General features: G+C 65.3%; 14 protein-coding genes. 4 read left to right on the forward strand and 10 right to left on the reverse strand.

All coding sequences use genetic code 11. From position 1 onward, the window contains the following. Nucleotides 1–7: 7 nt before the first annotated feature. Nucleotides 8–784 carry a TatD family hydrolase gene (locus tag CKW22_RS08835; protein WP_033701261.1) on the reverse strand — a complete coding sequence of 259 codons (777 nt, stop codon included), beginning with the start codon at nucleotides 782–784 and terminating at the stop codon, nucleotides 8–10. A 2-nt stretch (nucleotides 785–786) separates the two neighbouring features. Beyond that, nucleotides 787–1,782: a catabolite repressor/activator gene (gene cra / locus CKW22_RS08840; protein ID WP_033701260.1), complete on the reverse strand. Its 996-nt coding sequence runs from the start codon at nucleotides 1,780–1,782 to the stop codon at nucleotides 787–789. Nucleotides 1,783–2,068: 286 nt separating this feature from the next. Here cra and ptsP point away from each other — a divergent pair, with 286 nt between their 5' ends. Genes ptsP through CKW22_RS08855 form a run of 3 tightly spaced genes read left to right on the forward strand, consistent with a single transcriptional unit; the run spans nucleotide 2,069 to nucleotide 7,604 of the window. Continuing rightward, complete coding sequence (gene ptsP / locus CKW22_RS08845; RefSeq protein ID WP_095064022.1) at nucleotides 2,069–4,921, forward strand: phosphoenolpyruvate--protein phosphotransferase; 2,853 nt, start codon at nucleotides 2,069–2,071, stop codon at nucleotides 4,919–4,921. Continuing rightward, nucleotides 4,921–5,868: a 1-phosphofructokinase gene (pfkB, locus tag CKW22_RS08850; protein WP_095064023.1), complete on the forward strand. Its 948-nt coding sequence runs from the start codon at nucleotides 4,921–4,923 to the stop codon at nucleotides 5,866–5,868. The genes ptsP and pfkB overlap by 1 nt, the downstream gene beginning before the upstream one ends. After that, nucleotides 5,865–7,604 (forward strand): PTS fructose-like transporter subunit IIB, encoded by a 1,740-nt coding sequence (locus tag CKW22_RS08855; protein ID WP_095064024.1) that lies wholly within the window; start codon nucleotides 5,865–5,867, stop codon nucleotides 7,602–7,604. Before pfkB ends, CKW22_RS08855 begins: the two co-directional genes overlap by 4 nt. 35 nt (nucleotides 7,605–7,639) lie before the next feature. On the opposite strand, the gene CKW22_RS08860 is transcribed toward CKW22_RS08855, so the two are convergent. Continuing rightward, on the reverse strand, nucleotides 7,640–7,861 hold the full coding sequence (locus tag CKW22_RS08860) for a DUF3820 family protein (RefSeq protein WP_095064025.1): 222 nt from the start codon (nucleotides 7,859–7,861) through the stop codon (nucleotides 7,640–7,642). 201 nt (nucleotides 7,862–8,062) lie between these two features. Between CKW22_RS08860 and CKW22_RS08865 the strand changes: the two genes are divergently transcribed. Further along, nucleotides 8,063–8,539 (forward strand): PA2169 family four-helix-bundle protein, encoded by a 477-nt coding sequence (locus CKW22_RS08865; RefSeq protein ID WP_033701252.1) that lies wholly within the window; start codon nucleotides 8,063–8,065, stop codon nucleotides 8,537–8,539. On the opposite strand, the gene CKW22_RS08870 is transcribed toward CKW22_RS08865, so the two are convergent. From CKW22_RS08870 to CKW22_RS08900, 7 genes are all read right to left on the reverse strand, one after another. Further along, a complete protein-coding gene (locus CKW22_RS08870; protein ID WP_033701251.1) occupies nucleotides 8,536–10,032 on the reverse strand; it encodes a sensor domain-containing diguanylate cyclase in 1,497 nt (498 codons plus the stop codon). The genes CKW22_RS08865 and CKW22_RS08870 overlap by 4 nt on opposite strands. 224 nt (nucleotides 10,033–10,256) lie before the next feature. After that, nucleotides 10,257–11,591, reverse strand: coding sequence for an OprD family porin (locus CKW22_RS08875; protein WP_095064026.1), 1,335 nt, complete (start codon nucleotides 11,589–11,591; stop codon nucleotides 10,257–10,259). Between the two features lie 204 nt (nucleotides 11,592–11,795). Then, nucleotides 11,796–12,020, reverse strand: a complete 225-nt coding sequence (locus CKW22_RS08880) for a hypothetical protein (RefSeq protein ID WP_033701248.1) — start codon at nucleotides 12,018–12,020, stop codon at nucleotides 11,796–11,798. A gap of 130 nt (nucleotides 12,021–12,150) precedes the next feature. Next, the gene (locus tag CKW22_RS08885; protein WP_033701246.1) at nucleotides 12,151–13,563 is read right to left on the reverse strand and encodes a heavy metal sensor histidine kinase; all 1,413 of its coding nucleotides are present in this window, start codon (nucleotides 13,561–13,563) and stop codon (nucleotides 12,151–12,153) included. After that, nucleotides 13,538–14,212, reverse strand: a complete 675-nt coding sequence (locus tag CKW22_RS08890; RefSeq protein WP_033701245.1) for a heavy metal response regulator transcription factor — start codon at nucleotides 14,210–14,212, stop codon at nucleotides 13,538–13,540. The genes CKW22_RS08885 and CKW22_RS08890 overlap by 26 nt, the downstream gene beginning before the upstream one ends. Nucleotides 14,213–14,221: 9 nt before the next feature. Beyond that, entirely contained in the window at nucleotides 14,222–17,314 is a 3,093-nt protein-coding gene (locus CKW22_RS08895; RefSeq protein WP_033701244.1) for a multidrug efflux RND transporter permease subunit, read from the reverse strand. Then, a complete protein-coding gene (locus CKW22_RS08900) occupies nucleotides 17,311–18,474 on the reverse strand; it encodes an efflux RND transporter periplasmic adaptor subunit (protein WP_033701243.1) in 1,164 nt (387 codons plus the stop codon). The genes CKW22_RS08895 and CKW22_RS08900 overlap by 4 nt, the downstream gene beginning before the upstream one ends. Nucleotides 18,475–18,559: the final 85 nt, after the last annotated feature.

Genomic DNA, 18,559 nt, shown 5'->3' on the forward strand with positions numbered 1-18,559 from the left:
TAGCTGGCTACCAGCCAAACAGCTCGCAGGCATTACGGCTGCTGGCAGCGGCCAATTGCTCGACATCGACCCCCATCACCTGCGCCAGCGCCGCCGCGATCTCAGGCAGGTGCTCCGGGCTGTTGCGCTCACCCGGGTACATCACCGGGGCCATGTCCGGCGCATCGGTCTCCAGCACGACGCTCTCCAGCGGTAGCCGTGCCAGGGTCTTGCGCAGCCGCAACGCCTGGGGCCAGGTGGCTGCCCCGCCAAGGCCAAGGCGAAACCCGAGCTTGATGTATTCACGCGCTTCTTCGTAGCTGCCCGCAAACGCATGGATCACCCCCGCCCGCGCCGGCTTGTAGCGCTTGAGCGTGGCGATCACCTGGGCGTGGCTGCGGCGCACATGCAGCAAGGCGGGCAGTGCGAAGTCGCAGGCCAGTTGCAACTGGGCCTCGAACAGCGCCTGTTGGCGGCCCTTGTCCAGTGCTTCGAGGTAGTAGTCCAGCCCGAACTCACCCACAGCGCACAGGCGCGGGTCGCCGCGCAGGCGGTCCAGCCAGTCGCGCAGTTGCGTGAGGTGCTCGGGGCGATGCTGGTCAAGATAGACCGGATGCAGCCCAAGGGCTGCAAACACCTGCGTTTCGGCGCAGGCCAGGTCCCATACCCGCTGGAAGTTCGCCTGATACACCCCCAGCACCACCATGCGTTCAACCCCTCGCACCGCCGCGTTAGCCAGCAGGCGCGGGCGGTCGGCATCGAAGTCGGGGAAGTCGAGGTGGGTGTGGGTGTCGATCAGGCGCATGCTCAGCCCGCTGTGATCCGTTGCTTGAAGGTTCGACCGATGGCGTGTACGCCGGGTTCGTAGCGTTTTTCCTCGATTGCAGCCAGGGCCAGCTCCAGTGCGGTGGCTGCAATCAGCCCGTGCTGCTGGGCCATGGCATTGACCGGAAGCGGCAGGAAATCGAGCAGTTGATTGTCACCGAAGGTGCCCAGCTGCAGCTGGCGCGAGTCGGCGGGGCGCGCCTGCAGGGTGTCGAACACCCCTTGCAGCAGCACGTAGGAAGTGGTGACCAAGGCATCGGGCAACCCCCCTTGCTCGTCGATCAGTTGCTGCATCAGGCGTTGGCCGCATTCGCGGCTGAATGCCTCGCCCTGGTAACGCCGCACTTCACCGGCATAGCCTTGCAGCGCTTCGTCGAAGCCGCCGGCACGGGCCTGGCTGACCGAAAGCTCTGGGCGCGCGCCGATCAGGGCGATGCTGCGCGGGGCAGCGCTTAGCAGGCTGGCCGCCAACTGGCGGCTGGCATCGCGGTCATCGCTGATGACCGAGCAGAAGTGCGCTGGGTCCAGGCGGCGGTCAATGGCGATCACCGGCATGCCCTTGTCCTGCAGTTCACGGTAGCTGTCGTCTTCCACCGGCAGGCAGCTGGCGACGAACAGGGCGTCGCAACGGCGGGCGCGGAACAGTTGCTGCAGCTGGCGCTCGCTGTCGGGCTGGTCATCGCTGCTGGCAATCAGCAGTTGATAGCCCCGGGCGCGGGCGCCTTGTTCCAACTGCTTGGCGATGCGCGCGTAGCTGGGGTTCTCAAGGTCAGGGAGAATGAAGCCCAATGTGCGGGTGTGTCGGCTGCGCAGGCCGGCGGCTTGCGGGTTGGGTGTGAAGCCATGGGCCTCGACCACCGCGCGCACACGCTCGACAGTGCCGCTGCTGATGCGCTGCTGTTCGGCCTTGCCATTGATGACGTAGCTGGCAGTGGTCACGGACACACCGGCCAGACGGGCGATATCGCTGAGTTTCACCGAATTTTCCTTATTATTACCGGGGCTGGCTGCGAGGCCTGACCGGGTAGTTTGACCCGGAGTTGCCGCCGCGCGCAGACGACCATTGTCGCAATTGTCCGACAGGATGGGGCTTTTTCCTGGGGAGATTATCGAGTAACGTGGCCGCCTGGTCAGGTTAAACGTTTCAGCTGCCAAATATCTGCCTTGGCTGCCGCCTGTGCAAGGCTGTTGAACTGGCCGTTTTCGTGAATTTCACAACAATAACCTCAGTACCCGACTTTGGGCACTGTAAAAGGAGAAGGTCATGCTCGAGCTCGCCACAGGGCAGATAGCCATGGGCCAGAAGGCCGCGGACAAGGCCGAGGCATTGCGCCTGCTGGCGGACCAACTGGTTGCCGACGGCCTGGTCGCCGAGGGTTACCTGCAAGGCCTGCAGGCCCGTGAGGCGCAGGGCTCGACCTTCCTCGGCCAGGGCATTGCCATCCCCCACGGCACCCCGCAGACTCGCGACCTGGTGCATACCACTGGGGTGCGCTTGCTGCAGTTCCCCGAGGGTGTGGACTGGGGCGATGGCCAGGTGGTCTACCTGGCCATCGGTATCGCTGCCCGCTCTGACGAACACTTGCGCTTGCTGCAACTGCTGACCCGCGCCCTGGGCGAGACCGACCTCGCCGAAGCGCTGCGCCGGGCCAGCTCTGCCGAGGCCTTGCTCAAGTTATTGCAAGGTGCGCCGCAAGCCTTGGCGCTGGATGCGCAACTGGTCGGCCTGAACCTGCCGGCCGAAGACTTCGACGAACTGGCCTGGCGCGGTGCGCGCCTGCTGCAGCGCGCCGGTTGCGTCGACAGTGGCTTTGCCGCCGTGCTGCAACAGGCCGAGCCGCTGCCACTGGGCGAGGGCCTGTGGTGGCTGCACAGCGAGCGCCAGGTGCGCCAGCCTGGCCTGGCATTCATTACCCCGCAGCAACCGTTGCGTTACCGCGACCAACCGCTCAACGGCCTGTTCTGCCTGGCAAGCCTCGGCGCTGCCCATCAGGCCTTGCTCGAGCGCCTGTGCGAAGTGCTGATCGAAGGGCGCGGGCAGATGCTCTACCAGGCCACCAGCAGCCGCGCGGTGCTGCAGGTGCTGGGCGGCGAGGCGCCGGCAGATTGGCCCAGCGCGCGCATCGTGCTGGCCAACTCGCATGGTTTGCATGCCCGCCCGGCCAAGGTGCTGGCACAACTGGCCAAGGGGTTCGAGGGCGAAGTCCGTGTGCGCCTGACCGACAGCGCGCAACCCGCCGTGTCGGTCAAGAGCTTGAGCAAGTTGCTCAGCCTCGGTGCCCGTCGTGGTCAGGAGCTGGAACTGATTGCCGAACCCGGCATTGCCGCTGATGCGCTGCCGGTGCTGCTGGCGGCCATCGAGCAGGGCCTGGGCGAGGACGTCGAGCCGCTGCCGCAAAGCGCTGCAGCGGTTGCCGTCCCGCCGCAGGAGGTGCTGCAGGCACCCGCCGCAGGTAGCCGAATTCAGGGCGTCGGCGCGGCCCCCGGCATTGCCAGTGGCCCGGCGCACGTCTGCGTCGAGCGCGACATCGACTACCCGCTGCGCGGTGAGTCCCCCGCCAAGGAACGGGTCAAGCTGCGCGAGGCCCTGGCAACGGTAAACGGCGAGTTGCAAACGCTGGTCCAGCGCAGCGACAAGGCCATCGGCGAGATCTTCGTCACCCACCAGGAAATGCTCGCCGACCCGGCGTTGGCCGATGATGTCGAGCAGCGTCTGGCCCAGGGCGAGAGCGCCCCTGCGGCGTGGATGGCGGTGATCGAGGCGGCCGCCCGGCAGCAGGAGTCGCTGCACGACGCCTTGCTCGCCGAGCGTGCCGCCGACCTGCGCGACATCGGCCGCCGCGTGCTGGCCCAGTTGTGCGGCGTGCAGGCGCAGGTTGAGCCCGACCAGCCCTATGTACTGGTGATGACCGAGGTCGGCCCCTCCGATGTGGCCAGGCTGGACCCAAGCCGGGTCGCCGGCATCGTCACCGCCCAGGGCGGGGCGACTGCTCACAGTGCCATCGTCGCCCGCGCCTTGGGCATACCGGCGGTGGTCGGCGCCGGTGCAGCGATTCTGCTGCTCGATGGCGGCACGCCATTGTTGCTCGATGGGCAACGCGGTGTGGTGAACATTGCGCCAGCCGCGGCCGAGCTGCAACGCGCCTTGGCCGAGCGCGACCAGCGTGAGCAGCGCCTGCAAGCGGCCTGGGCCAACCGTCATGAACCGGCTATCACCCGTGATGGCCATGCCGTCGAAGTCTTTGCCAACATCGGCGAGAGCAGCGGTATCGACAAGGTCGTGGAGCAGGGCGCAGAAGGCGTCGGCTTGCTGCGCACCGAGCTGATTTTCATGGCCCACCCCCAGGCGCCGGACGTGGCCACCCAGGAAGCCGAGTACCGCCGCGTGCTCGATGGCCTGGGTGGGCGGCCGCTGGTGGTGCGCACCCTGGATGTCGGCGGCGACAAGCCGCTGCCTTACTGGCCGATCGCTGCCGAAGACAACCCCTTCCTCGGCGTGCGCGGTGTGCGTTTGACCTTGCAGCGCCCACAGGTGATGGAAGACCAGCTGCGCGCCTTGCTGCGCGCGGCCGACCAGCGCCCGCTGCGGATCATGTTCCCGATGGTCGGCCAGGTGCACGAATGGCGTGAAGCGCGGGCCATGGTCGAGCGCCTGCGTGAGGAAATTCCGGTGGCCGACCTGCAACTGGGCATCATGGTCGAGGTGCCCTCGGCGGCCCTGCTGGCGCCGCAGCTGGCACGTGAAGTGGACTTCTTCAGCATCGGCACCAACGACCTGACCCAATACACCCTGGCCATCGACCGTGGCCACCCGAGCCTGTCGGCCCAGGCCGACGGCCTGCACCCGGCGGTGTTGAGCCTGATCGACATGACCGTGCGCGCTGCCCATGCCGAAGGCAAGTGGGTGGGCGTGTGCGGTGAGCTGGCCGCCGACCCGCAGGCGGTCGCCGTGCTGCTTGGCCTGGACGTTGACGAGTTGAGCGTCGCCGCCCGCAGCATTGCCGAAGTCAAGGCCCTGGTCCGCCAGGCCGATCACCAGACGGCCCGCGCCCTGGCGCGCGAAGCCTTGCAACAAGACAGCGCCGCGGCGGTTCGCGCGCTGGTGGAGCGTTACTGATGGCCAAGATCCTCACCCTCACCCTGAACCCGGCGCTGGATATCACCATCGGCCTCGATACCTTGCGCCCAGGGCACGTCAATCGCAGCCAGGCGCAGCACAGCCATGCCGCCGGCAAAGGGCTGAACGTCGCCCAGGTACTGGCCGATCTGGGCCACAGCGTCACCGTTGGCGGCTTCCTTGGGCAGGGCAACCTGCAGCCGTTCGAAGCCTTGATCGACTGGCGTGGTTTTACCGATTGCTTTGTCCGTGTAGCGGGCGAGACGCGCAGCAACATCAAGCTGGTCGAAGCCGATGGCCGCGTGACCGACATCAACGGCCAGGGGCCAGAGGTCGACGAGGCCGCCCGCGTTGCGTTGCTGCGGCGGCTGGAGCAGGTCGCCCCTGGGCATGATGCGGTGGTGGTGGCCGGCAGCCTGCCCCGCGGTATCAGCCCTGAGTGGTTCCGCCAGTTGCTCGAACAACTGAAGGCTCAGGGCCTGAAAATTGCCCTGGACAGCAGTGGCGAAGCGCTGCGTGCCGGCCTGCAATGCGCGCCGTGGTTGGTCAAACCCAATACCGAGGAACTTGGCGAGGTGCTTGGCCTGGTGCTGCAAAGCCCGGCGCAGCAACGCGCGGCGGCCGAGCACCTGCTGGCCAGTGGCATCGAGCATGTGGTGGTGTCCGCCGGCGAGCAGGGCGTCAGTTGGTTCGCCCGCGACCTGGCCCTTCATGCCCAGCCGCCCAAGGTACGGGTTGCCAGCACCGTGGGCGCGGGGGATTCGCTGGTGGCGGGCATGGTCCATGGCCTGCTGCTTGGCGGGGCGCCCGCGCAGACCTTGCGCCGAGCCACCGCCATCGCCGCCCAGGCCGTGACCCAGGTCGGTTTCGGCATTCGTGACCGCGAGCAACTGGCACGCCTGGAAGCGGGCGTGCAAGTGACAGAACAACAAGAGGGTTGCCGATGAACATTGCCATTGTCACCGCCTGCCCCAACGGCCAGGTGTCCAGCGTGCTGAGCGCGCGTCTGCTGGCTGCAGCTGCCCAGCGTCGTGGCTGGAGCACCAGCGTCGAGGTGGAGGACGCCGAGCACCCCGAGCGGCAGCTGACGCCGGCACAGATCAGCGAAGCCGACTGGGTATTGGTGGTCAGCACCGGGCCAGTGGACCTGGCCCGTTTTGTCGGCAAGCGCGTGTACCAGAGCACACCGTCCCAGGCGTTGGCCGACCGCGAGGGTTTCCTCGACGAGGCGGCGGCCAAGGCCCAGCTGTTGGCCGAGGTGCCCGGCAGCCCGGTCGCGGTGAGTGGCGCTGGCACGCGGATCGTCGCGGTGACTGCCTGCCCGACCGGCGTCGCGCACACCTTCATGGCCGCAGAGGCCTTGCAGCAGGCCGCGCAGCAGCAGGGCTACCAACTTACCGTGGAGACTCAAGGGTCGGTAGGCGCGCGTAACCCACTGTCCGCCCAAGCCATCGCCGAGGCCGACGTGGTGCTGCTGGCCGCCGACATCGAAGTGCCCACGGCGCGCTTCGCCGGCAAGCGCATCTACCGCTGCGGCACCGGCATCGCCCTCAAGCAGGCTGGCGCCACCCTGGACAAGGCCCTGGCCGAAGCCAAGGTCGAACATGCCGCCGATGCCGCTGCGGCTGCCAGCGCCGGGAAGGGTGAGAAGACGGGGGTGTACAAGCACCTGCTCACCGGGGTGTCGTTCATGCTGCCGATGGTGGTAGCCGGCGGCCTGTTGATCGCGTTGTCGTTCGTGTTCGGTATCGAAGCCTACAAAGAGCCCGGCACCTTGCCGGCGGCCTTGATGCAGATTGGCGGCGAGGCGGCGTTCAAGCTGATGGTGCCGCTGTTGGCCGGCTACATCGCCTGGTCGATCGCCGACCGCCCAGGCCTGGCGCCCGGCATGATCGGTGGTCTGTTGGCCAGCACCCTGGGGGCTGGCTTCATCGGCGGCATCATTGCAGGGTTTCTCGCCGGCTACAGCGCCAAGGCCATTGCCCGTTGGGCGAGGCTGCCAAGCAGCCTGGAGGCGCTCAAGCCGATCCTTATCATTCCGCTGTTGGCCAGCCTGTTCACTGGCCTGGTGATGATTTATGTGGTCGGTCAGCCAGTGGCGGCGATGCTCGAAGGGCTGACGCAGTTTCTCGACAGCATGGGCACCACCAACGCCATCCTGCTTGGGCTGGTGCTTGGCGGCATGATGTGCGTGGACCTGGGCGGGCCGATCAACAAGGCCGCCTATGCCTTTTCGGTGGGCCTGCTGGCCTCGTCGAGCTATGCCCCCATGGCGGCGACCATGGCTGCCGGCATGGTGCCGCCGATCGGGCTGGGGATTGCCAGCTTCATCGCCCGGCACAAGTTTGCCCCGAGCGAACGCGAGGCGGGCAAGGCCGCGCTGGCCCTGGGGCTGTGCTTCATTTCCGAAGGCGCCATCCCGTTTGCCGCCAAGGACCCGCTGCGGGTGATCCCGGCCAGTGTCGCCGGGGGGGCCTTGACCGGTGCGTTGTCGATGTACTTCGGCTGCAAGCTGATGGCACCGCACGGGGGCCTGTTCGTGCTGTTGATCCCCAACGCGATCAACCATGCGTTGCTGTACCTGCTGGCGATCGTGGCGGGTAGCCTGCTGACGGCCGTGGTGTACGCGGTGATCAAGAAGCGTGAGCAGGTGGAGTTGGCAGTGGTGCCGGTGAAGGGGTAATCGAGCGTTCTGGGGCTGCGCAGCAGCCCCCCTGCCTACCGCTGATGTTTGCGCCGCAACGGCTCCAGCAAGTCCATCAGCCCGTTATGATCGACTTCATGCATCAGCGCCAATAACCCCCCCAGTTCCCCGGCCGGGAAGCCCTTGCGCGCAAACCAGGCCAGGTAGTCACCCGGCAAGTCGGCAATGATGCGGCCTTGATACTTGCCAAAGGGCATGGTCCGGGTGACCAGCAGTTCGAGGGTTTCCGGTTTCATCGGCGCACCTGGCTGTGGAAAAGCGCCGACCATACTGCAATCTGCACGAAGGCCCAAGCGGCAATCATGCAGAACGCCGCTTCGAGCATGGCTGGGCGATTATTTAAGTAATTGATTTAAAAGGATTTAATTCTAAAACAAAGGTTGGCACGAACGCTGCTCCATTACAGATGACTATCACCTGCCAAGGAGTTCGTGAACATGAGCAACCCCAACAAAGACGTGATCGATGTGCTCAACGACTTGATCGAATACAGCAAGGATGGCGAAAAAGGCTTCAAGGCCTCGGCCGAAGATGTGAAAAACCCCGAGCTGAAAGCCTTCTTCGTCCAGCGTGCCGGTGAATGTGGCAACGCCGCCGGCGAGCTGCAAAGCGAAGTACGCCGCCTGGGTGGCGACCCTGAGACATCCACCAGCATCAGCGGTGACCTGCACCGTGGCTGGGTCAACCTCAAGGCGATGGTCACCGGCAAGGATGAAGAGGCCGTGCTGAATGAGGTCGAGCGGGGCGAGGATCATGCCCTGAAAGCCTACAAGGAAGCCCGTGAGAAACTGGTCAAACTGGGCCGTGCTGCCAGCGATCCGAGCTACGCCCTGGTGGAAAAACAGCTGCAAGGTGTGCAGCGTAACCACGACCAGGTCAAGGCACTGCGTAACGCAGCCCGCGCCCGTTCCTAACGCGTAGGCCCCTCTACCCGGTTGCGGCCATTGGCCTTTGCCCGGTAGAGCGCCTCGTCCGCAGCCCCCAGTACGCTCGCCAGATCGTGCTGGGGGCCTGCTTCGTACAGGCCTATGCCGATGCTCACCGTCACTGCGCGGGTGTCATTGGCAAACGGCGCCAGCGCCGCCACGCTGCTGCGAATACGTTCGGCCAGCAGCCGCGCCCCGGCCAGATCGGTCTCGGGCAAGATCACTTGAAACTCCTCCCCACCATAACGCGCCGCCAGGTCCGCCGGCCGCCTGATGCAGGCCTCGATGCACTTGGCTACTTCACGCAGTGCATGGTCACCCCCGGCATGGCCGTGGCGTTGGTTGAACGCTTTGAAATGGTCCACATCCACCATCAGCACTGCCAACGGTTTGTGGTTGCGCTGCGCGCGCGCCCACTCCAGGCGCAGCACCTGATCCAGCCGACGGCGGTTGGCCAGGCCGGTCAGGCTATCGGTGGCGGCCAGTGTCGCCAGGCCCTGCTCGGCCTCGTGGCGACGGCGCAGTTCGCGGCCCAGCAACAAGGTCAGCCAGAGCAGGCCCATGCACAGCACGCCCGTGGCCACGCCAATCACAATCGCGGTACGCCGCCACGACTGGAACACTTCGTCGGCCGAGTGCACTACCAACACGATCAGTGGCAAGTCGGCCACGTGGGCGAAGGTGTACATGCGTGAGGTGCCGTGGGTGGCGGAGCGGGCAGTGAAGCTGCCACTGCGCTCGCCAAGGATGCGCTTGAAGTTGGGCCGCTCGGCATAGAGGGTGCCGATCAGCGGGTCTTGCGGGCGCGTGGGCTGGCGGGCCAGCAGTTGGCCGTCGGTATTGAACAGGTTGATGCTGCTGTCATCGCCGATGTCCAGGCGCTTGAACAGTTCGCTGAAGTACGAAAGGCGCAGGGCGCCCGCCACCAGGCCGGCAAACTCGCCATCGGGGCCGGAGATGCGCCGGCTGAAACTGATGCACCAGTCCAGGTCGCCCAGCCTGGCCTTGAACGGAGGGCCAACCAGCAAGCCGAGGTCGGCATTGTGTAAATGGGCCTGGAACACCCCGGTGTCGCTGAAGTTGGCCTTGCGCGGTACGGTGCTGGTGGAATCGCCCACCACGTTGCCTTGCTTGTCGAGCCAGAGCACGTCACCGCGCTTGCGGTCGACGAACGCTTCATTGAACAACAGGCGTTGGCGTAGCGCACCGGGGATCTCCGGCAGTTCCTTGCGCCCGACCGCCCAGATCAAGCCCTGCAACGACTGATCGTAAAGTTCGGCGTTGCGCAGGATGTCGCTTTCGATCAGTTGGACGATGTTGTTGGAGGCGCGGATGGCCGACAGTTCGACGCTTTCGCGCTCACGGGCCAGCAGGTAACTGACGATGGCCACGATGGCGAGCACGGCAAGGCAACTGCCCAGGTTGAGGATCAGCTCGGGGTGCGACCTGTAGAGTGCGAAACGCGGTGATCGGGTGAGCATGCTCGCTACTGCTGAGGCAGGGCCATTCGCGGCGGCGCCATTCTAGGGAACTGGGGATTGTCGGACAAGATTTGTCCGACGGAATCACGCGGTGCCGTTGCCAGTCCTGTGGGAGCGGGCTTGCCCCGCGAATGGCCCTACGCGAGGCGTGGCACCGGCTTCGCCGGTGTTCGCGGGGCAAGCCCGCTCCCACACGGTCCCTGCTAAATCAAAAAATAGGTGGGTCAGAACACGTTCAACGGATAATCGACGATCACCCGCAGTTCGTCGTTGTCGCTGTTGCTGTCGATCGACGCATAGCCCTGGCTGCCCCGGTGGGCGGCGTAACGCACCAGCACCGAGAGGTCCTTGAAGTCGCCTTCCTGGAACACGTATTTCACGTCCAGGTCACGCTCCCAGTGCATGGCATTCTTGCCATCGGCGCGGTAGTAGTCGTAGTGGGTGTTGTTCTGGTCGGCTTTGGTCAGGTCTGCCTCGCCGCGCGAGTACGACAGCGTCGTGCTCAGGCCGGGGATGCCCAGGCCTGCGAAGTCGTAGCCGTATTGCAGCTTCCACGAGCGCTCGTTGGGCGCGTTGAAGTCCGAGTACATGCGCGAGTTGTCCAGGTACACGCTGTCGCCCAGGTTGATGTAGTCGAACGGCGTATCGCCATTGACCCGCTGGTAGGCAGCCGTGACGCTGTGGAACCCGGCGTTGACGGTGAAGTGCACGCTGTAGGTGTTGTTGTCGATCTTGCCCAGCAGGGCCTGGCCGGTGTCTTGGGTGTGATAGAAGTGCACACCCGGGTTGAGGCTGACCAGGTCGTTGACCACATAGGTGTAGTCGAAGTCGGCGTAATACTGGTTCCAGATGTCCTTCAGCTCGGCGGCGTACAGGTTGGCGGTGATGTTTTCGCTACCGCTCCACGCTGCGCCGGCCCAGTTCAGGTGCTTGCTCTTGTCGTGTTCGTCCAGCGAGCCGTAGTAGGTGTCGATGCGGCGGTGGCCGCTCTGGTTGTACGGCTTGGTGAAGCTGACCTGGCCGCCTTCGAGCAGCAAGCCGTCGATGCTGGTGTTGGTCAGGCTCACACCGCGGAAGGTCTGCGGCAGCATGCGGGTTTCGCCACCGGCGATCACCGGGTTGGTGAGGAACAGGTCACCGGCCTTCAGCTCGGTGTCAAAACCCTTCAGTTTGACTGCTGCACCTGCGGTAGAGAACGAATGCGGGGCCGCGCCCAGTTCGCCGTCGTCCTTCACATGCTGCGGCAGAATGCTGGTGCCAGCATGGCCGCCACCGCCATCGAGCTTGAGGCCCAGCATGGCATGGGCGTCCACGCCGAAGCCGATCACGCCGGGGGTATAGCCCGACTCGAAGCGCGCCACTGCGCCCTGGCCCCACTCGCGGGTGTCGCGCGCGCCGGCATTGTGGTTGTCGCGGTTGAAGTAGGCATTACGAAAATGCAGGTTCAGGGAAGACCCTTCGATGAAGCCATCAGCCTTGTCTTCATCTGCCTGGGCGGCGAAAGGCATCGTTGCAGTCAATGCAATGAACAACGGGGTAAAACGAAACGCGGAAGGCACCGGTACTAGCTCCTTTGGTCTGACGGTGGGGCAGTTTTTATTTTTGAATGTGCAACTTTCTTATGGGTGACGTTACCGCCGGGCTGATAGTTAAAACACATAAAAAAAGCCGCTGATTGGCAGCGGCTTTAAAAGGCTAACATATCGGCACCTAAGGTGCCCATGGCGTAGCCAAGGGAAAACGGGAGCAGGTACGGCGACCGATCAGCTGTCGGCATTGGCGTCGCTGGACACCTTGGAAGCGGTCTGGTTTGCGTCTTTTACGGCATCGGCCTGTTGTGCGGCTACAGCGTCGCGGGCCTCTTGATGGACGGCGGCGAGCTCTGCATTACGGGCGACGAAAGCCGGGGATTCTTCGGCCATGGCCAGGGGCGACAACAACAGGGAAGACAGGACGAAGACGCTGGCAATACCCATACTGTTGGACATTTGAAACTACCTTCTTGCGATGCAAGTGCTAATGAGGACAGGGCTAAAGTTAGTCCCTTCAGGGCACTTGAAACAGAGCGAAGTACGATAAGCACTGTTGCGCAAAAGGTAACGATCATGCGGCGAAAGCTCAGGCTTCTGCGGCAAACCCGCGCAGTTGAGCGCTTGGCAGGCGAATGCCGAAGGTGTTGGCGCCTGCTTCGCTGCGTACAAAAACCTCGCCGCCATGCATCAACGCAATCGCCTTGACGATAGCCAAGCCCAAACCATGGTTGCCACCCCCACTGTTGCTGCGCGCTGCATCCACCCGATAGAAGCGCTCGAACAGCAGCGGCAGGTGTGCATCTTCGATCGCCGGCCCCGGGTTGCTCACGGCGATGCTGACCTGGCTCGGCCCGCTGTCGATCCGCACCTGGATCACCTGGTTGGGCGCGGTGTGCTGCACGGCATTGTTCAGCAGGTTGATCAGCGCCCGGCGCAGCTGGGCTTTCTCGATGGGCGCCTGGGCATCGCCACTGACCGCGACGCGGACCTGTGCGTCTTCGAGGATGTAGTCCAGGTAGTCCAGCGTGGTCGCCACTTCCTCGGCCAGCGAGGCTTGGGTCAGTGCGGTGGCCTTGCTGCCCTGGTCGGCGCTGGCCAAAAACAGCATATCGTTGATGATGCTGCGCAGGCGCTCCAGCTCTTCGAGGTTCGATTGCAGCACTTCGAAGTAGTGCTCGGCGCTGCGGCCGCGGGTCAGTGCCACCTGGGTCTGGCCAATCAGGTTGGTCAGCGGCGAGCGCAGCTCGTGGGCGACGTCGGCGTTGAACGCCTCCAGCCGTGAGTAGGCCTGGCTGACCCGGTCGAGCGCGGCGTTGAAGGCCCCGGCGAACTGCGCCAGTTCCGGGGCCAGGTCGTGGGTTTGCAGGCGCCCGTCCAGGCGTGGCGGCGCCAATGCCTGGGCTTCGTTGGACAGTGCCAGCAACGGGCGCAGGCCGATGCGTGCCACCCAGTAGCCGAGCACCGAGGCCAGCAGCACGCCGAGCACCGCCAAGCCAACGATGGCCACCAGCAAACTGTGCTGCGCCTGCCAGAAGGTCTCGGTGTCGATGCCGATCAGAAAGCGCAGCGGTGGGCGCTCAGCCAGCGCCGGCAACTCGCTGACCAGCACCTTGTAAGGGTAGGGCTGGCCGGGCAGGCGCAGGTCGCGCATGCCCGGCGGGCCTTCGGCAAATGCGCGAACCAGCTCGCTGGGGTGGCCATAGTCGTAGGCCGGGTCGCTGCTGACCACCCAGAAGCGGATGCGCTTGTCCTCTTCACTGAGCAGGTTGAGCTTGTTGCTGACCTTGGCCCAGTGATCGGCCGTGCCGAAACGGTTGAGGGTGGACTCCAGCACACTGAAACGCGCATCCAGTTCGGCGGCCGGCAGCAGGTCGAGGCTGCGATCGACCTGGCGGTAAAGCGCCGTACCGATCAGCAGGAACACGCTCACTGCCACCAGGATGAACAGCACCGACAGGCGCAGTGCGATGGAGTTAGCCCGCACGGTTTTCCAGGACATAGCCCATGCCTCGGATGGTGTGCAGCAGCTTGTGGTCGAATGGCCCGTCGAGCTTGGCGCGCAGGCGTTTGATCGCCACTTCGACGACATTCGCATCACTGTCGAAGTTGATGTCCCAGACCAGCTCGGCAATCGCGGTCTTGGACAGAATTTCGCCCTGGCGGCGGGCCAGCACGCTGAGCAGCGAGAACTCCTTGGCGGTCAGGTCCAGGCGTTGGCCGGCCCGGCTGGCCTTGCGTGCCATCAGGTCGATCCACAGGTCGGCGACCTGTATCTGCAGCGGTTCGTGGCTGCTGCTGCGGCGGGTCAGGGCCTGCAGGCGGGCGACCAGTTCGAGGAAGGAAAAGGGTTTGCCCAGGTAATCATCGGCCCCTTCGCGCAGGCCATGGATGCGGTCTTCGACCCGCTCGCGGGCGGTCAGCATGATCACCGGCGTCTGCTTGCGCGCCCGCAAGGCGCGCAGCACGCCGTAGCCGTCCAGGCCCGGCAGCATCACGTCGAGCACGATTACCGCATAGTCACCTTCCAGGGCCAGGTGCAAGCCGTCGATGCCGTCACGCGCCAGGTCCACGGTAAAGCCTTGCTCGCTGAGGCCGCGATGCAGGTAATCGGCGGTTTTTTCTTCGTCTTCGATGATCAGCACACGCATGGTCTTGTCTCAACTGGCACTTGGCGCGGCCGCGTTGGCGGCCCGACGGCGATGGAACAGGCGCTCCAGGGCCAAGTATATGACTGGGGTGGTGAACAGCGTCAGGGCCTGGCTCACCAGCAACCCGCCGACCACGGCAATGCCCAGCGGTTGGCGCAGCTCGGCACCGGCGCCGAAACCGAACATCAGCGGCACCGCGCCGAGCAGCGCGGCCAGGGTGGTCATGATGATCGGCCGAAAGCGCGTCAGGCAGGCCTGGTGGATCGCCTGCTCGGGCGTCATGCCGTGATGGCGCTGGGCTTCAAGGGCGAAGTCGATCAAGAGGATGCCGTTTTTCTTGACGATGCCGATCAGCAGCACCACGCCGATCAAGCCCATGATGCTGAAGTCCTGGCCCATGGCCCAGAGCAGGATCAGCGCGCCCAGGCCCGCCGAGGGCAGGGTCGAGATGATGGTCAGCGGGTGGACAAAGCTCTCGTAGAGCACCCCGAGGATGATGTACACCGCCACCAGGGCGGCGAGGATCAGCCACGGCTGGCTCGACAGCGAGCTCTGGAAGGCCTGGGCCGCGCCCTGGAAGTTGCCGCTGATCGAGTCGGGCATGCCCAGTTCGCGCTGGGTGCGCTCCAGGATGCTCACCGCATCGCCCAAGGCCACGCCCGGGGCCAGGTTGAACGACAGGTTGGCAGCCGGGAACAGCCCATCGTGGCTGATCGACAGCGGCCCGGTGCTGGGCGCGGCAACGTGGGCCACGGCGGACAACGGCACCATCTCGTTGCTCAGGGGCGAGCGCAGGTAGAAGTAGTTGAGGCTCTCGGCCTTGCCACGCTGGCGCGCGTCCAGTTCGAGGATCACTTTGTACTGGTTGGTCTCGGTCTGGAATTCGCTGATCTGCCGTTGGCCGAAGGCGTCGTACAGTGCCTGGTCGACGTCGGTGGTGGTCAGGCCGAAGCGCGCGGCGGCCTGGCGGTCGATGTCGATGCGGGTGACGCTGGCCCCCAGTTGCAGGTCGTTGGACAGGTCGCGCAGTGCCGGGTTTTCACGCAGGCGGTCGGTCAGGCGCTGGGTCCATAGGTTCAGTGCCACGCCGTCGTTGCTCTTGAGCACGTACTGGTACTGGGTGCGCGACGGGCCGGAACTGAGGTTGATGTCCTGGCCGGCGCGCATGTACAGGACGATGCCCGGCACCTGGGCGAGCTTGGGCCGCAGCCGGTCGATCAGCTCGCTGGCCGAGACATCGCGCTCGCCGCGAGGCTTGAGGGCGATCCAGAAGCGGCCATTGGCGATGGTCTGGTTGCTGCCGGTGACGCCGACTGAGTGCGAAAATGCACGCACGGCCGGGTCAGCCTCGATGATCTTGGCCAGGGCCTGGTGCTTTTCGATCATCGAAGGGTACGACACGTCCGCTGCCGCTTCGCTGGTGCCGAGAATGAAGCCGGTGTCCTGCAGTGGGAAGAAGCCCTTGGGGATGGCCACGTAACCCACCACGGCCAGGGCCAGAGTGAGGCCGAACACGCCGAGGGTCAGGCGCTGATGGGCCAGGGCGTGGTTCAGGCCTTTTTCGTACCACCTCACCAGGCGCTCGCCAAAGCCGCCGTGCTGCTCGCCGGCCGGGCGGCGCATGAACAACGCGCAGAGGGTGGGTGCCAGGGTCAGCGAGACCACCACCGAAATCAGGATGGTGGCCGTGGCGGTCAGGGCAAACTCCTTGAACAGGCGCCCGACCACCCCGCCCATGAACAGCAGCGGGATGAATGCGGCAATCAGCGAGAAACTGATCGACACCACGGTGAAGCCGATTTCGCCGGCGCCCTTGAGTGCCGCCGTGCGGCTGTCGTCCCCCGCTTCGAGGTGGCGGTGGATGTTTTCCACCACGACGATGGCATCGTCCACCACGAACCCCACCGAAATGACGATGGCCACCAGGGTCAGGTTGTTCAGGCTGAAACCGAGTACGTACATCAGCGCGCAACTGGCAATCAGCGACACCCCGAGCACGCTGGACACCACCAGGGTCGCCGACCATTGACGCAGGAACAGCGCCATGACCCCGATCACCAGGGCCACAGCGATCATCAGGGTCAGCTCCACTTCGTGCAGCGAGGCGCGGATGGTTTGGGTGCGGTCCTGCAGGACCGACACCTCGATCGAAGCCGGGAGCATTTCCTGCAGCTTGGGCAGGGCCGCCAGTACCCGGTCCACGGTGTCGACGATATTGGCGCCGGGCTGGCGAAAGATCACCAGGTTCAGCCCAGGCTGGTCGCCGGACCAGGCCTTGACGTAGGCGTTTTCGGCGCCGTTGATCACCTTGGCCACGTCGCGCAGGTGCACCGGCGCGCCGTCGCGGTACGAGACGATCAGTTGGGCGTAGTCCTCGGGGTGGAACAGCTGGTCGTTGGCCGCGAGAGTCGACACGCTGTGCTCGCCGTACAGCGCGCCCTTGGCCAAGTTGAGGCTGGTCTGCTGGATGGCCAGGCGCAGGTCGGCGAGGGTCAGGCCGATGGCTGCCAGCTTCTCCGGTTGCGCCTGCACGCGGATGGCGGGGCGCAATTGCCCGGTGATATTGATCAGGCCGACCCCGTCGATCTGGCTCAGTTGGCGTGCCAGCAGGGTTTCGGTGTAATCGCTCAGGTCATTGCCGGGCATCTGGTTCGAGCTGACAGTCAGCACCAGCACCGGGCTGTCGGCCGGGTTGACCTTGCGCCAGGTCGGCGGGTTGGGCAGGTCTTGCGGCAAGCGGGCAGTGGCGGTGTTGATCGCGGCCTGGACTTCCTGGGCCGCCGTGTCGATGTTCTTGTCGAGGGTGAACTGCAGAATCAGGTTGGTCGACCCCAGCGCGCTGCTGCTGGTCATCTGGGTCATGCCGGGGATGGCACTGAACTGCACCTCCAGCGGCGTGGCCACCGACGAGGCCATGGTTTCCGGGCTGGCCCCTGGCAACTGGGCAGTGACCTGAATGGTCGGGAAGTCGGCCTCGGGCAGCGGTGCCACCGGCAGGCGGGGGAAGGCGATGGCCCCCAGCATCACCAGAGCGAAGGTCAGCAGCAAGGTAGCGATCGGGTGGTCGATGCACCAGGCCGAAACCCCGTTGCGCGCGTTCATGGCTGGCTCCGGCCGTCGGCCATTTCTGCGGGGGCCGGCGCATCGGTGGTGACTTCGACCCGCGACCCAGGCTTGAGCCGCGACTGGCCGTCGAGCACCAGGCGCTCGCCTGCCTTGACCCCGGCGATGACATTCAGCCCGCTGTCCTGGTACAGCACGTTGACCGGCACGCTGGTCACCTTGTCACCGTCCAGGCGGTACACGAAGTGGCCGTCGACGCCGCGCTGCACTACGGGGGGCGGCACCACCAGGGCATTCTCCTGCATTGCCGTGCGCAAGCGAACGGTGACCAGTTGGCCGGGCCACAGGCGCCCATCCTTGTTGTCGAATTCGGCCTTTACCCGCACCGTGCCCGTGGTCGCCGAAATCTGGTTGTCGATCAGCGCCAGGTGGCCTTCACCGAGCAGGCTGCGTTCGCCGTCGGCGTCCATGTAGGCCTGCACCAGCGCCGGGCTGGGCGCCTTGAGCAGGCTTTGCAGGGTGGGCAGCATCTGTTGCGGCAGGGCGAACTCGACGGCGATCGGGTCGATCTGGGTCACGCTGAACAGGCCCTGGGTGTCGCTGCTGCGTACCAGGTTGCCGGGGTCGACGTTACGGATACCGACCCGGCCGGTCACCGGTGAGTGGATCTGCGTGTAGGACAGTTGTACTTCGGCGTTGGCGATGGCGGCCTGGTTGCCCTTGACCGTGGCCTGCAACTGGTTGACCAGGGCCTGCTGCTGGTCGAGGGTTTGCTTGGATACCCCGTCATCGGTACTCAGCAGGCGGTAGCGCTTGAGGTCGACACCGGCGACCTGGATCTGCGCCAGGCTCTGCCCGAGCTGCGCGCGCGCCTGGTCGAGGCTGGCGCGGATCGAGCGGTCGTCGAGGGTGGCCAGCAGGTCGCCTTCCTTTACCCATTGGCCTTCCTTGACCAGCACCTGGGTCAGCACGCCTTCCACCTGTGCGCGGATTTCGACGCTGTGAAGCGACAGCACCGAGCCGATGGCGCTGGCATAGCGCGGCACGTCTTGTTGGGTGACGCTGACCACGCGCACGGGGATCGCTGCCTGGGCGCGGGGGGCGGGCGCTGGTTGACGCTGACTGAACCAGACGCCCAGCGCTACCAGAATGAGCAGCGCCAAGGCGGCAAGGGTGACAGAGCGGGACGGACGTCGCATCGGGGGCGGGCACCTTGGCCAGAAGGGGGAGACGGTTGTCTGTACTCAAGCTTATAGCCCCCGGAGAGGGTCGGCAGCATGACGG

Origin of the sequence: Pseudomonas sp. Irchel s3f19 (assembly GCF_900187555.1) — a bacterium.
GTDB classification, from domain to species: Bacteria; Pseudomonadota; Gammaproteobacteria; order Pseudomonadales; family Pseudomonadaceae; genus Aquipseudomonas; species Aquipseudomonas capeferrum.